Origin of the sequence: Chitinimonas viridis, assembly GCF_030409555.1 — a bacterium.
In the GTDB taxonomy this organism is placed as follows: domain Bacteria; phylum Pseudomonadota; class Gammaproteobacteria; order Burkholderiales; family Chitinimonadaceae; genus Chitinimonas; species Chitinimonas viridis.
This window is the reverse complement of record NZ_JAUFPU010000002.1, coordinates 177,297-190,300: the sequence shown is the minus strand read 5'-3', so window position 1 is coordinate 190,300 and position 13,004 is coordinate 177,297. Positions and strand designations below refer to the sequence as shown.

The following is a 13,004-nucleotide window of genomic DNA, read 5'->3' as shown; positions in this document are numbered from 1 at the left end:
TGCCTGGCGGTTGCCGTAGCGATCCTCCTCTACACCGAGCTTCTGCCGCCATGTTCAAACCACCCCACGCCCCAGCCGGTTTTGGCCTGGGTTTGCGCACACCGCATTACCGGGATTTCCTGGAGTCTCCCCAGCGGGTCGACTGGCTGGAGATCATCAGCGACAACTTTCTGGTCGAGGGCGGCAAGCCGCTGGTGATGCTGGAGCGCATCAGGCGTGACTACCCCATGGCCATGCACGGCGTTGCCATGGCCATAGGCAGTGCGCAGGGGCTGGACAAGGCCTATCTGGCCCGCATCAAGCAGCTGGCAGACTGGCTGGAACCCATGTGGGTGTCGGATCACCTGTGCTGGACCGGCTTTGCCCCCCATGTGCTGCACGATCTCTACCCACTGCCCTATACCGAAGAGTGCGCCCGCCTGCTGGTGGCGCAAATACGGCAGGCCCAGGACATGCTGGGACGCCGTCTGGTGCTGGAGAATGTCTCCAGCTATGTAGGCTACCGGGCCTCGCAGGTACAGGAATGGGAGTTCCTCCACCATGTGCTGGTCGAGGCCGATTGCGAGCTGCTGCTTGATGTGAACAATGTCTATGTCAGCAGCGTCAATCACGGTTTTTCGGCCCAGGCCTATCTGCAGGGCATCCCCGTGGACAGGGTGCGGCAGATCCATCTGGCCGGCCATTCGCGGGTGGATGAGCACATCATCGATACCCACGATCATCCCGTCGCCGCCCCGGTCTGGCAGCTCTATGCGCAGGCTTGCCAGCGCTTTGGCCAGGTGGCCACCATGATAGAGCGCGACGACAATATCCCACCCCTGGCCGACTTGCTGCAGGAGCTGGACCAGGCCCGCGCCATTGCCGCCGAGCACTGCAGCAGTGGCAGTGCCGTGGTGCCCGCCTTGCATGCGTGGCAAGCCCAGGCTACCCACCATGCCGATTTGTTGCAGAGCCAGCAGCAGGTGGCTGCGCAGGTGCTGGACGATGCCGTACAAGGCATACCGGACTGCATCGTGCCTGACGGTATCCTGGCGGGCGAGACGGGGATGGCAATCTACCACCACGCCTACCGGGCACGCCTGCTGGAGGTACTGGCGGATAGTTACGGCAAGACCGAAGCCTATCTGGGCAGCGAGCTGTTCCAGCAACTGGCGGCGCGCTATATAGCGGCCCAACCACCCCGGCAGCGTAACCTGGGGCGCTATGGTGCAGGCCTGGCCGATGTGCTGGCGCAGGCCTATCCCGACAACTCTGAGCTGGCTGATCTGGCACGGCTGGAATGGGCCCTGCGCACGGTGTTCGACGCGGCCGACCAGGCCAGTTGGGACAGGCAGTCCATGGCGGGCGATGATGCTGAAGCCTGCCTGGGCCAGCCTGCCATCGTGCACCCTACGGTCAGCCTGCTACCGGTACGCAGCAATGCCTTGGCCATCTGGCAGGCCATAGACGCCGACGAGGACGTACCGGAGGCCGAACGCTGGCCCCAACCTCGCCAGATACTGGTCTGGCGCAAGGGTCTGCAGCCGCATTTCCGCTCGATAGCCGAGGCAGAGGCGGCGTTTCTGGTGGCGCTGCAGCAGCAAGGCTGCAGTATTGCCGAACTGGCCGACGCCTGGGGTGGCACCCCGGCACTGCCCGACCCCGCCTGCCTGGCAGCTTGGCTGGCAAGCTGGTGGGATGACGCGTTGTTGAGCCGCACCGTGCCCAGCGATCAGGCAGGCGTGTCCGCCACGCCCACCGCCTCCCTGGTTGGCCTGGCCTGAGCGGGCTGGGCGCCCAGCTGCTGCCAGGTCACGATCTTCAGCTCCCCCTCATAGGTCTCTACCAGGGCGGTCAGGCTCTCTACCCAATCGCCATCGTTGCAATAGAGTATGCCGTCGATTTCGCGCATTTCGGCCTTGTGGATATGGCCGCAGATCACGCCATCCAGCCCCCGTGCCTTGGCCTCGCGCGCCACGGCCTGCTCGAACTGGCTGACAAAGTTCACCGCCTTCTTCACCTTGTGCTTGAGGAACTGCGATAGCGACCAGTATCCCAGCCCCAGCTTGGCCCGCACATGGTTGAACCAGCGGTTGAGCTTGAGCGTGACGGTATAGGCATGATCCCCCACGATGGCCAGCCAGCGCGCGCACTGGATTACCCCGTCGAACAGATCGCCATGCAGCACCAGCAGACGGCGGCCATCGGCGGTGGTATGGATGACCTCATCCTGGATATCGATACCGCCAAATGCCAGGCCGATGAACTGCCGCACCACCTCGTCATGATTGCCGGCGATATAGACCACCTGGGTGCCCTTGCGGGCCTTGCGCAGAATCTTCTGGATGACATCGTTGTGCTCCTGGTTCCAGTACCAGGAACGTTTGAGCGCCCAGCCGTCTATGATGTCACCGACCAGATACAGATAGTCCGAATCGTTCTGCTTGAGAAAATCCAGCAGATAGGATGCCTGGCAACCGGCCGTGCCCAAATGCACGTCGGATATCCAGATGCTGCGGTAGTGGTGGCTGGCGGGCTCGCTCACGGTCAGGCCAGGTAGTTGATCTCGACCCAGCATGCCCCGCTAATGTGACAAGGCGTTGACGCGGCTCAGTGCCTTGCCGGAAACCTCGGTTTCCAGGCAAGACAAGGTGCGGGTACATGCCACGATGCAGCATGTATTTGATATGCAACGATAAAACCCTGCCTGGCAAGCGATGCCGCAACGCGTTGAGGCTGCTGGCAGCGCCCTTCAGCTCGCACTGTCGTAGGCCTGCCGCAACCAACCCAGCAGCGCCTCATCCACTTCCTCCGGCTGGCTCAGCCTGACCTTGTACTGGCACATGCCACCCGCCGGCAGCGCCTGCAGGCGCTCGGTCGGGCTCAGGCTCTTGTGGTTGATGCCGACCTCGACACAGGTCTTGGTCGCCGGCCCCACCATGGCAAACTGTTTCTTGCGCCGCAGGCTGACACAGGTCTTCTTGGGCGCAGTCTCAAACTCGCCAAAACTGGCCAAGGCCGCCATGAGCTTGTCGTGTATGGGCCGTAGCGCGGCTTTCGGACCGCTGTAGAGGCCATCGAGCACTTCATCCCCCGACAAGCCCTGGGCCGCCGCAGCGCTCCCGCCATCAGACTGCAGCGCATGGTGCACCAGGGTATTGGCATCGCCATACCCCAGGCCCAGCTCACGCTGCAGCATATCGCGCAGCTCGCCATGCTTTTTCAGGCTGCTCTGCCGCACCAGCGCCACCAGCTCATCCAGACGCTTGCCGCTGCGTTGCTCGATATTGGCCAACTGCGTGGCCAGGGCCTTGGCGGTATCGCTCATCATGGGTTCCTGTCTTGGGTGTGATTACAGCTTAGTGCGTGGTTGTGGGTGTGTATGGAAAAAATGCGCGAGGGGAGCTGTGAGGTTTTTGGTGTTAATATTGACTGAAAGATCAAATCGTAGGGATGATTTTGGTCAAAATGGAATATCTATATCCCTGGAGTTTGCAATGTCAACTAAGTAAATAATTTGTGATGCGCTTAATGCTAATACATACTCGGTAACCTCGAGTGTAACTTTTCCTCCTTGGGTGCCGCCGTGACCAACTCCTTCGCCACCACTTCTAAAGGCGTAAATGCCTTCAAAGGTTTGACATATGGCTTTGGGTACAGCTCCATTGTTGGGGTTTCGTAGCCACTTTGTTAGGTCGCCAAGTGTTGATGCTTTAGATGTGGGAAAGAGCGCTTTTCCAGCTGCTTCAACTGCACATACTGCTTCTTTGACGGAATTCTCATAATCTGGGTTGGTCGGATCTCTAAAGAATTGTAACGCTTTTTCATAGTGTCTTCGTGCCCTTAGTAGCTCAGGTTCGCCTAAAACTACTTATGTCCTTGTTACAAGATCTGTGGTGTGCTTTCTTCCGCGACGCCGGACTGTGCCTTCGTTAAACTCATATGCCAAGCGTTCTTCAAGGAATAAGCGCTGAATTTCTTCGGCTATGTATGCTTGAATTTCGCCACGTGAAGTGTGAATTATGTGGTTATCATTGTTGTCGTGATATGCAACTTCACTGGGTAAGTGTGTATACAGGCGTTCGCAGAAATCATAGCATTTTTCCCATGAAAGATTATCAAGAGCTTTTATGGCATCGTTTTGTGCTGCTTTGAGGCTGGTCGCCGAATTCAAATTATATTCAACAGGTGGCAGCCTACTGATGCGGTGTATTTCGCGCGCAATCACAACCCAGTTGGGAATGTATCCAGAATCCACAAGATAAATTAAAAGGTGAATTAGGCCAATGCGTGCCGAATTAGGAAATTTGTTATCAATTTGGCTGTGTGGTCCTGTAGTCCTGGATGAAAATGGTGGGTGGGGAGGCGCTGTCATTTGTTTCTATTCCTATCGTTGAAGGCAAGCTGGTTGTCCCAGTAGAGACTAAGCGCATCCACTCTGATTAGACATTTAATTATCATCGATCAAACTGAATAGTAGACTACGCATAAGTGAACCGCGAGCTGGGTGCGAGTTAGCAGCACGGGTGGCCATGTTGACCAGTAGTCGCCATGGAATTCCACACCCGCCGGCAAGGAGTTTTGCTATGTCAGTCAGCACACAGACACCCCTGGCGATGTAGCCCGCGATAAGCCGCCCTTTTGGCACATAAACAACATCACAAACCATTTCACCCCGATCACTAGTGCTTGATGTGGATTTGAAGTGGTATCTTATTGGTTCTTTCTGTCCCGCCACTACGGATACTCACTATGCGCTATGCCATCCTGATTGCCGGCCTGCTGTGCAGCAGTGCCTTTGCCGCCGAACCCACCAGCAGTGCTGCCACGCCGGCAGCATCGGCCAAGCTCGACTGCGTGCAGCCGGAGTTCCCCGGCGCCAAGGCCAGGCCGGCCAAGATCGAGGCCTTCAACAAGCTCTATCAGGCTTATGGTGACTGTGTGAATGCGTTTATCCAGAGCCAGAATGCCATCGTGGCGGCGGCTGAGGCGCAGCGAAAGCTGGAGCTGGAGAGGGCCAATGCGGCCATAGATGCTGGTAATGCGGCGACGGCGGCCTACAAGGAATACGCGGCGCGGATAGAGCTGGCCAGCAAGGGCAAGTAGGCCGTAAGCGGCGCAAAAAAAAGCGCCCGCGTGGGCGGGCGCTTTATCTGGAGCGGGAATGGATCAGGCCGACATGGCCAACATCAGGCCGTTCAGGCGCTTGACGAAGCCTGCAGGGTCTTCCAACTGGCCGCCTTCGGCCAGCAGGGCCTGGTCGAACAGGATATGGGACCAATCGCCAAAGCGCTCGCCACCCAGCTCGCTCTTGAGCTTGGCCACCAGCACATGGTCGGGGTTGATTTCCAGAATGGGCTTGCTGCCGCCGATGTTCTGGCCGGCTGACTTGAGCAGGCGCTCCATATTGCCGCTCATGCCATGCTCTTCTGCCACCAGGCAAGCCGGGCTGTCGGTCAGGCGGTGGGTTACCCGCACTTCCTGCACGCTGTCGCCCAGCACTTCCTTGACCTTGTCGGTCAGTTCCTTGAAGTCGGCGGCCTTGGTCTCCTGAGCCTGCTTCTCGGCTTCGTCTTCCAGCGCGCCCAGATCCAGCCCGCCCTTGGCCACCGAGGCCAGCGACTTACCGTCGAATTCGGTCAGCGAGGAGACAAACCATTCGTCCACGCGGTCGGACAACAGCAGGACCTCGATACCCTTCTTACGGAAGATTTCCAGGTGCGGGCTGTTCTTGGCAGCGGCAAAGGAGTCGGCAGTAACGTAATAGATCTTGTCCTGGCCTTCCTTCATCCGGGCCAGGTAATCCTTCAGCGATACAGACTGCTCTTCGCTGTCGCTGGCCGTGGTGGCAAAGCGGCACAGGCTGGCAATCCGCTCGCGGTTGCCCATGTCCTCGCCCACGCCTTCCTTCAGTACGCGGCCGAATTCTTTCCAGAAGGCGGCATAGTCGTCGGCGCGGTTCTCGGCGATGTCCTCCATCAGGCCCAGTACCTTCTTGACGCAGCCTGCCTTGATGGTGTCGATATCCTTGCTGTGCTGCAGGATTTCGCGGCTGACGTTGAGGGGCAGGTCATTGGAGTCGATTACGCCACGCACAAAGCGCAGGTACTGCGGCAGCAGCTTCTCGGCGTCTTCCATGATGAATACGCGGCGCACGAACAGCTTCACGCCATGGCGGCGCTCGCGGTCATACAGGTCGAACGGGGCTCGCTTGGGCAGGTAGAGCAGCTCGGTGTATTCCTGCCGGCCTTCCACCTTGGCGTGGCTCCAGGCCAGCGGTTCTTCCCAATCGTGCGAGACATGCTTGTAGAAGGCCTTGTATTCCTCCTCGCTGATGTCGTTCTTGCTGCGTGCCCACAGGGCCGAGGCCTTGTTGATGGTTTCCAGCTCGTCCGAGACGATGACTTCGCCGTTCTCGCCGTAGCTGTTGCCCTTCTTCATGCGTATGGGCAGGGTGATATGGTCGGAATAGCGCTTGATGATGGATTTGAGGCGCCAGTCATCCAGGAATTCGTCTTCGCCGTCCTTCAGGTGCAGCACGATTTCGGTGCCACGGCCGGCTTTTTCCACGTCTTCCAGGGTGTATTCGCCGGCGCCTTCGCTTTCCCAGCGGGTGGCGGCGGTCTCGCCGGCCCGGCGGGTGGTCAGGCTGACGCGGTCGGCCACGATAAAGGCCGAGTAGAAACCCACGCCGAACTGGCCGATCAGGTTGGCGTCCTTCTTGGCATCGCCGCTCAGTTGCTCGAAAAAGGCCTTGGTGCCGGAACGGGCGATGGTACCGATATTGTTCACCACCTCCTCGCGAGTCATACCTATGCCGTTGTCGCTGAGGGTGATGGTGCGGGCATCGCGGTCGAATGCCACATCGATGTGCAGGCTGCCGTCGTTCTCATACAGCGCGTCGTTGTTGAGCGCTTCAAACTTGAGCTTGTCGCAGGCGTCGCTGGCGTTGGAAACCAGTTCGCGCAGGAAGATTTCCTTGTTGGAGTACAAGGAGTGGATCATCAATTGCAGGAGTTGCTTGGTTTCTGCCTGGAAACCGAGGGTTTGCTTGCTCATAAGAAATTCACCTTGTTGATAACAGGGTTTTGGGACTGATGAGTCAGCAGATGGGGGCGGCGGCTGTGGTTTCAAGCACCCTGTTGCGGGGTGCGCGGCATGGCATGGGCGAGGGGCACCCACCCGGCACGCCTATCGGGTTACTGCTTGGGTATGGTGGGGTGTGAGTAGCGCCGATAACCTTGCCACTCACCCCACTCTCTAAGACCAGCTTCTCTCTCTACTGCTACATGTACTTCTCATGGTATGGACTGCACACAGACGCTTGAAGCCGCCCACCTGGCCCAGTGCTACTGCCTTGGACGGGCGCTTGCCGCGCTTTTCCTCCCCCTGACAACAAAGGTACAGGGCTTATGCCGCAGCCGGTTTGACCTCGATCACGATCTTGCCGCGTGCACGGCCGCTCTGGCTGTGCAGCAGGGCCTGCTTGGCCTGGGCCAGGGGGAAGACACGATCTATGACGGGTGCCACCAGGCCGGCTTCCACCAGATCGCTGATGCCGCGCAGCTGCTGGCCGTCAGGCTGCATCAGCAGCATGTCCCACTGCACCTTGTGCTGACGCGCCAGCTTGTCGTTGCCGCGATTGAGCCAGCCAAACAGCCAAGGCATGAAGAATGGCAGCTTCTGCTTGCGTGCCCAGGCTGCCGTGGGCACCCCCAGAATGCTGACCAGCATGCCGCCGGGCTTGAGTACCGAGAAGGAGCGGCGCTGGTTGTCGCCCCCCAGGGTCTCCAGCACCATGTCGTAGTTGCTGAGTACGGTATCGAACTGCTGTTGCTGGTAATCCACCACGGTGTCGGCGCCCAGCGAGCGGACCAGTTCGACATTCCTGGCGCTGGTGGTGGTGGCTACCTTGGCCCCCAGGGCACGGGCGATCTGGATAGCGATGGTGCCTATGCCGCCAGCACCCGCATGCACCAACACCCGCTGGCCGGCCTTCAGGCTGGCGCGGCCGAAGGCTTGCCAACTGGTCAGGGCCACCAGGGGCAGTGAGGCGGCCTCGGCGTGGCTGAGGCGTGCAGGCTTGTGGGCCACGAACTGCTCATCCACCGCCACCAGCTCGGCAAAGGTGCCAAAGCGTTCGCCATCCACCCGCGAATACACCGCTTCACCAGGCTGGAAGCCATAGACCTCGCTACCAACGGCCTTGACCACGCCCGATACATCAAAGCCCATGATGTAGGGGAATTGCAGCTTGCGTACCGCCTTCAGCTCGCCCTGCTGCATCTTGAAATCGATGGGGTTGACGCTGGCTGCGTGCACTTCGATCAGCACGTCGCGTGGGCCCACGACGGGTGCGGGCATGTCGCGCAGTTCCACGACCTCTTCAGTCTTGCCGTAACGGGTTACCACGATGGCTTTCATGTTTCGCGTCCTTATCTGGATGTGCGCAGCGTTGCGCTCGATAGGGCGTATCCTATATTTGCACCACTAGTCGAACTAGACGGCAATATTGGGAAGTATTGTTCTATTGATGAAGCAAGTGGGCCAGGCCATGCAAACAGCAGATCTCAATGACTATCGCTATTTTGCCCAGGTGATCGAGGCGGGTGGTTTCTCGGCAGCGGCCCGGCTGTTGGGCATACCCAAGTCGCGCTTGTCGCGCCGGGTGGCCGAGTTGGAGGCTGGGCTGGGCGTGCGGCTGATACAGCGCAGCACCCGCAAGCTGACCCTGACCGATGCGGGCCAGCAAGTGCTGGTGCACAGCCAGGCCCTGCTGCGCGAGGCCGACGCGGCAGCCAGGGTGGCCGCCAGCCTCAAGCAGGAACCCAGCGGCCTGGTGCGTATCAGTAGCCCCAGCGTGCTGGTGGATTCCGGCCTGGGCCGGGTGTTTGCCGCGTTTCTGCACGCCTATCCCAAGGTGGCGCTGGAGACGGTCTTGACCAGCCGGCGGGTAGACCTGATCGAAGAGGGCGTGGACGTGGCACTGCGGGTGCGGCCCAGCTACGACGAAGACCTGCAATGGCCCACCTTGCGGCTGGCGCAGTACGGCACCTGCCTGGTGGCCAGCCCACAACTGCTGGCCGGCTATGCACCGCTACGGCAGCCGGACGACCTGCTCCAGCTACCGGCGCTGGGCGCCATCGAGGCGGATCGCCGCATCCATTGGCGTATGCGGGGGCCGGGTGGCGTGCCTACCGAGATCATCTTGCCGCCGCGCTTGGCCAGCGAGCACTTCGGCCTGCGGCACCGTGCCTTGATAGATGGGCTGGGTGTCTCCATGATGCCCGAGCCCTTGGTGCGGGCAGATTTGCAGGCGGGCCGGCTGGTCGAGGTCTTGCCGGCCTGGCGCTTCCCCGTGGTCAGCCTGCAGGCGGTCTACGCCAGCCAGCGCGGCCTCTCGCCCGCCGTCCGTGCCTTGCTGGATTTCCTGCTGGCACAGCTGGAAGCCGACCAGTCCTGGGAGATGCTGGGCCATGAATTGCCGTAGCGGCGCTGAGCTGCGTACCAGGCCGAGCTTGTGCACTGGCCTGGCACGCAGGTGGCGGCAGGGCTGCGATGGCGGCTGTCCGCTGGTGGTAAAACGAAGTTACGGCAGCAGGCCCAGTGCCTTCAGGCAGGCCTTGCCCAGCGGCATGCGCTTGGGCGCGTCTTCCAGCGTGGGCATGTCGATATTCAGCGCATAGCCGTATACCTTGTCGCCTCGCTGCAGATAGCCCACCCACCAGCCTATGGCCGGTTTGCTGTTGGTCGCCCAGCCAGTCTTGCCATAGAGCGTGTAATCGGCGGTCTTCTCCAGCTGCATGATATCGCGGGTCATGCTCATGGCCTTGGCTGAGAAGGGCAGTTGCCCCAGCCCCAGTCGGGCAGTAAAGCGGGCCTGCTGCTCGGCGGTGATGGCCAGTGGGCCATCCAGCCAGAATCGATCGACCACCGGGCCGATATCGCCGTTGCCGTAACCCACAGCTTTGACATAGGCCTGCAGGCGCTGCTGACCGATGCGGCGGGCGACCTCCTGGTAGATAGGCACGTTGGATAGACGCATGGCATCGCGCAGATCCATGTCACGCTCCCAGGCCGGCAGCCACTGGGGCTTGCCGCCATAGGGCAGGATCTCTTCGGCATCGCGCACCGCGCCGCTGTCGAAGGCAGCCAGGCTGTTGAATATCTTGAAGGTGGAGGCCGGCGTATAGGCCGTGGTGGCGCGTTTGGGGTTGTACACCGTCATCTGGTCGGCGCTGGCGTCGTACAGCACAAAAGTGCCCTTGAGGCCGGCAGCGTCGAAGTGCCGCTGCAGGGCATCCGTTTCGACGACACCGGCCGCACGCGGCGCCTGGCTCAGCAGCAAGCAGCTCATCAGGGTCAGTAAGCGTAGTGGGTAAAGCATGGTGTACCTCTTGGTGGTGGATGGGTAGAGCCATGCTAAGAGAGCGCCAAGGGCAAATTGAGCGCATCGGGCGTCACCGCGGCCACGGCTGTAACGTCTGTAACGCAAACTTGGTCGGCTGGTCGGCAGGCCGCACAATGGCGGGCCTTGCTGGATAACCGGAACACCATGTCGATTGCCCTGACTGTAGAACTTGCCGTACCCCAGACTGTAGGCGGGCAGCGTGCAGCCCACCAGTCGCTCTGGCTGCTGGCCCGGCTCTGCCAGGCTCGGCAGGGGGGCGAACCCGGCGGGCTGGTACGGTTGGCGGAGCTACGCCAGCAGTTTCCCGCTGCGCGCAGCCTGCGCATGCTGGTGAGCCGCGCCTACCGCGACTTTGCCCGCTGGGGCATACGGGCAGGCTGGGGTGATGACAGTAGCCGCGATCCGCGTTTTCTTAATCCCGATGGCCGCAGCCAGGGGCCTTTCTGGTTGCCGCAGGCCGAGGCGGAGAGGCTGTGCCTGATGGTGGAAGGCCGGCAGGCCACGCCGGGCGAGGTGGCCGATTTCCTGGGGCAATCGCGCCCTGTTGCCCCGTCCGCCAGGTCGGCGGAGCAGGGGGTGGAGTTCTGGCTGACCCTGGCCGCTGCGCAGCAGGATTTACGCCAGGGCCGTTTACTGGCGGTGCTGGATGCCAGTGGCGGCCGGCAGGAACGAGGTGCGCTGGCAGGGTTCAAGGCAGCATCGGGGCTGGCAGGCAATGGCCTGCAGCAGGCCTTGGCTGCGCTGGGCGAAGCCAGTGCCTGGCGTAGGCTGGACGACCTGGGGGCGGCCAGGCAATTGCTGGCCCAGTTGCGCCGCACGCTCAAGAACGATGGCGCAGGGGAGAGTGGTTACCTGGATGCCATGGAGCATATCCTGTCGGCCTGGGTGGCCTGGGGCCAGCGCGAGGCCGAGCAGGCCGAGGCCATACTGCGCGAGATGCGTCAGGTAGAGCCCAGGGCCTCGGTCGTCCGCCACCACCCCCGCATCCGCTTTGAGTGGTACAACCTGGCCGCCCTGATTGCCCGAGCCAGGGCGCTGGCTGGGCAGGGGCCTGATCTAGTCCTGCGCAAGCAGATGGCGCAACAGGCACTCGACCATTTTGCCCGCGCCCTGGAAGCGGCCTTCGAGTTTGGCTCATTCGATGCGGCGCAGCAGGTGGCGGCCAATACTGGCATGGCCATCTGGCTGTTTGCCGAGGAAGGTCTCTGCGGCGAACCACAGACGGCCAGCCCAGCCGCCATGCGCTGGCTGCTGCTGAGCGAATGGCTATGCCGCTGTGCGGGCAGTGGCGCCTTGTCGGCCTGGAATGCCATCTACCTGATGCGTATCGCCCGAGGCCATTGCCCCCGTACCGAGTCGCCATCGCTGGCGGCTTTTCGCAGCTATCAACCCCTGGTGCCGGAAACCATCCTGGCGCAGGCCGGCCAGCTACCCTGGCTGGATGCGCAGGCGCTGCTGCCTGTCAGTTGGCTGGCGCTGGCCGAGTCGCTGCTGGCGGCACAGCAGGAAAACCGCGCACGCTACAGCCTGCTGCAACGCTGTGGCTTGCGCCTGGAGCATGCCTGGTATGCCCTACATGGCGGCGCCGTGGCGGCGGCACAGGCTTCGGTGCAGCAATTGCAGCGGGAGCTGGACGGCCTGCCCGCGAGTGACCGTGCCTACTTTTGCGAGGCGCTGTCGCGGCTGCCTACCCGGTGTGCATAGCTTCGGCGACCAAAAAGCCACACCCGTCTGCCTGACTGCCACAATGATAGGCAGGTCCTTCACTGCTGCGCTGCAGCAGGCTGATAGAATCCAGCGGAATCAATTACTTCGGAGCAGGCCATGAAGCGGGTCATTTTCAACCAGAAAGGTGGCGTCGGTAAGTCCACGATCGCAGTCAATCTGGCGGCCATTGCGGCACACCAGGGACGCAAGACGCTGCTGATCGATATCGACCCGCAGTGCAACTCCAGCCGCTACCTGCTTGGCGATGCCGCCAAGGAAATCAGCCCCACCCTGGCCGAGTATTTTGAGCAGACGCTGAACTTCAGCCTGTTTTCCAAGCCAGCCAGCGCCTTTGTCCACGCCACCCCGTTCGAGAACCTGTTCCTGATACCCTCCCACCCGGAAATCGGTGAGCTGCAGTCCAAGCTGGAATCACGCCACAAGATCTACAAGCTGCGCGACACCCTCAATGAGCTGGCGAAGGAATACGATGAGATCATCCTCGATACGCCGCCGGCCTATAACTTCTTTACGCAGTCCGCCTTGATCGCGGCAGAAGGTTGCCTGATACCGTTTGATTGTGATGACTTCTCGCGCCAGGCACTCTATACCCTGATGAACAATGTCGGCGAGATACGGGCGGACCATAATCCGGCGCTGATCGTAGAAGGCATCGTGGTCAACCAGTTCCAACCCAGGGCCAGCCTGCCACAGCGGCTGGTCAACGAATTGAAGGAAGAAGGCCTGCCGGTGCTGGACAGCAAACTGTCCAGCTCGGTGAAGATCCGCGAATCGCATGATCGAGGCTTGCCTATGATACATCTTGATGCGCGTCACAAACTCAGCCAGGAATTCCTGGCATTGTTCCAGGAACTGCAGTCGGCCTAGCCGTACTGCAGCGCAGCCC

11 protein-coding genes are annotated in these 13,004 nt (G+C 61.1%); 5 read left to right on the top strand and 6 right to left on the bottom strand.

From position 1 onward, the window contains the following. Positions 1-50 precede the first annotated feature (50 nt). Positions 51-1,763: an MNIO family bufferin maturase gene (gene bufB / locus QWZ03_RS20865; protein ID WP_308447501.1), complete on the top strand. Its 1,713-nt coding sequence runs from the start codon at positions 51-53 to the stop codon at positions 1,761-1,763. Here the strand turns inward: bufB and QWZ03_RS02380 are convergent. The 3 genes from QWZ03_RS02380 to QWZ03_RS02370 form a co-directional block, all read right to left on the bottom strand. Further along, complete coding sequence (locus QWZ03_RS02380) at positions 1,712-2,557, bottom strand: UDP-2,3-diacylglucosamine diphosphatase (protein WP_308447500.1); 846 nt, start codon at positions 2,555-2,557, stop codon at positions 1,712-1,714. The genes bufB and QWZ03_RS02380 overlap by 52 nt on opposite strands. 174 nt (positions 2,558-2,731) lie before the next feature. After that, positions 2,732-3,310 (bottom strand): DUF5655 domain-containing protein, encoded by a 579-nt coding sequence (locus QWZ03_RS02375; RefSeq protein ID WP_290331262.1) that lies wholly within the window; start codon positions 3,308-3,310, stop codon positions 2,732-2,734. A gap of 540 nt (positions 3,311-3,850) precedes the next feature. After that, positions 3,851-4,354, bottom strand: coding sequence for a hypothetical protein (locus QWZ03_RS02370; RefSeq protein ID WP_290331261.1), 504 nt, complete (start codon positions 4,352-4,354; stop codon positions 3,851-3,853). Between the two features lie 377 nt (positions 4,355-4,731). Between QWZ03_RS02370 and QWZ03_RS02365 the strand changes: the two genes are divergently transcribed. After that, entirely contained in the window at positions 4,732-5,085 is a 354-nt protein-coding gene (locus QWZ03_RS02365; protein WP_290331260.1) for a hypothetical protein, read from the top strand. Between the two features lie 63 nt (positions 5,086-5,148). Here the strand turns inward: QWZ03_RS02365 and htpG are convergent, their stop codons facing one another. Then, positions 5,149-7,038: a molecular chaperone HtpG gene (htpG, locus tag QWZ03_RS02360; RefSeq protein ID WP_290331259.1), complete on the bottom strand. Its 1,890-nt coding sequence runs from the start codon at positions 7,036-7,038 to the stop codon at positions 5,149-5,151. Positions 7,039-7,389: 351 nt separating this feature from the next. Next, entirely contained in the window at positions 7,390-8,403 is a 1,014-nt protein-coding gene (locus QWZ03_RS02355; protein ID WP_290331258.1) for an NADP-dependent oxidoreductase, read from the bottom strand. 130 nt (positions 8,404-8,533) lie between these two features. Between QWZ03_RS02355 and QWZ03_RS02350 the strand changes: the two genes are divergently transcribed. Then, positions 8,534-9,469 carry a LysR substrate-binding domain-containing protein gene (locus QWZ03_RS02350; protein ID WP_290331257.1) on the top strand — a complete coding sequence of 312 codons (936 nt, stop codon included), beginning with the start codon at positions 8,534-8,536 and terminating at the stop codon, positions 9,467-9,469. A 99-nt stretch (positions 9,470-9,568) separates the two neighbouring features. Here the strand turns inward: QWZ03_RS02350 and blaOXA are convergent, their stop codons facing one another. Then, the gene (gene blaOXA / locus QWZ03_RS02345) at positions 9,569-10,366 is read right to left on the bottom strand and encodes a class D beta-lactamase (RefSeq protein WP_290331256.1); all 798 of its coding nucleotides are present in this window, start codon (positions 10,364-10,366) and stop codon (positions 9,569-9,571) included. Between the two features lie 168 nt (positions 10,367-10,534). Here blaOXA and QWZ03_RS02340 point away from each other — a divergent pair, with 168 nt between their 5' ends. Both QWZ03_RS02340 and QWZ03_RS02335 read left to right on the top strand, forming a co-directional pair. Continuing rightward, complete coding sequence (locus QWZ03_RS02340) at positions 10,535-12,094, top strand: hypothetical protein (RefSeq protein WP_290331255.1); 1,560 nt, start codon at positions 10,535-10,537, stop codon at positions 12,092-12,094. 120 nt (positions 12,095-12,214) lie between these two features. Beyond that, positions 12,215-12,985, top strand: coding sequence for a ParA family protein (locus tag QWZ03_RS02335; protein ID WP_284194528.1), 771 nt, complete (start codon positions 12,215-12,217; stop codon positions 12,983-12,985). Positions 12,986-13,004: the final 19 nt, after the last annotated feature.

Excerpts from the sequence above, each read along its gene's own strand:
- QWZ03_RS02350 (WP_290331257.1), top strand. The coding sequence starts at position 8,534 with ATGCAAACAGCAGATCTCAATGACTATCGCTATTTTGCCCAGGTGATC.
- bufB (WP_308447501.1), top strand. The coding sequence starts at position 51 with ATGTTCAAACCACCCCACGCCCCAGCCGGTTTTGGCCTGGGTTTGCGC.
- QWZ03_RS02370 (WP_290331261.1), bottom strand. The coding sequence starts at position 4,354 with ATGACAGCGCCTCCCCACCCACCATTTTCATCCAGGACTACAGGACCA.
- QWZ03_RS02340 (WP_290331255.1), top strand. The coding sequence starts at position 10,535 with ATGTCGATTGCCCTGACTGTAGAACTTGCCGTACCCCAGACTGTAGGC.
- htpG (WP_290331259.1), bottom strand. The coding sequence starts at position 7,038 with ATGAGCAAGCAAACCCTCGGTTTCCAGGCAGAAACCAAGCAACTCCTG.
- QWZ03_RS02365 (WP_290331260.1), top strand. The coding sequence starts at position 4,732 with ATGCGCTATGCCATCCTGATTGCCGGCCTGCTGTGCAGCAGTGCCTTT.
- blaOXA (WP_290331256.1), bottom strand. The coding sequence starts at position 10,366 with ATGCTTTACCCACTACGCTTACTGACCCTGATGAGCTGCTTGCTGCTG.
- QWZ03_RS02335 (WP_284194528.1), top strand. The coding sequence starts at position 12,215 with ATGAAGCGGGTCATTTTCAACCAGAAAGGTGGCGTCGGTAAGTCCACG.
- QWZ03_RS02355 (WP_290331258.1), bottom strand. The coding sequence starts at position 8,403 with ATGAAAGCCATCGTGGTAACCCGTTACGGCAAGACTGAAGAGGTCGTG.
- QWZ03_RS02375 (WP_290331262.1), bottom strand. The coding sequence starts at position 3,310 with ATGATGAGCGATACCGCCAAGGCCCTGGCCACGCAGTTGGCCAATATC.
- QWZ03_RS02380 (WP_308447500.1), bottom strand. The coding sequence starts at position 2,557 with ATGCTGGGTCGAGATCAACTACCTGGCCTGACCGTGAGCGAGCCCGCC.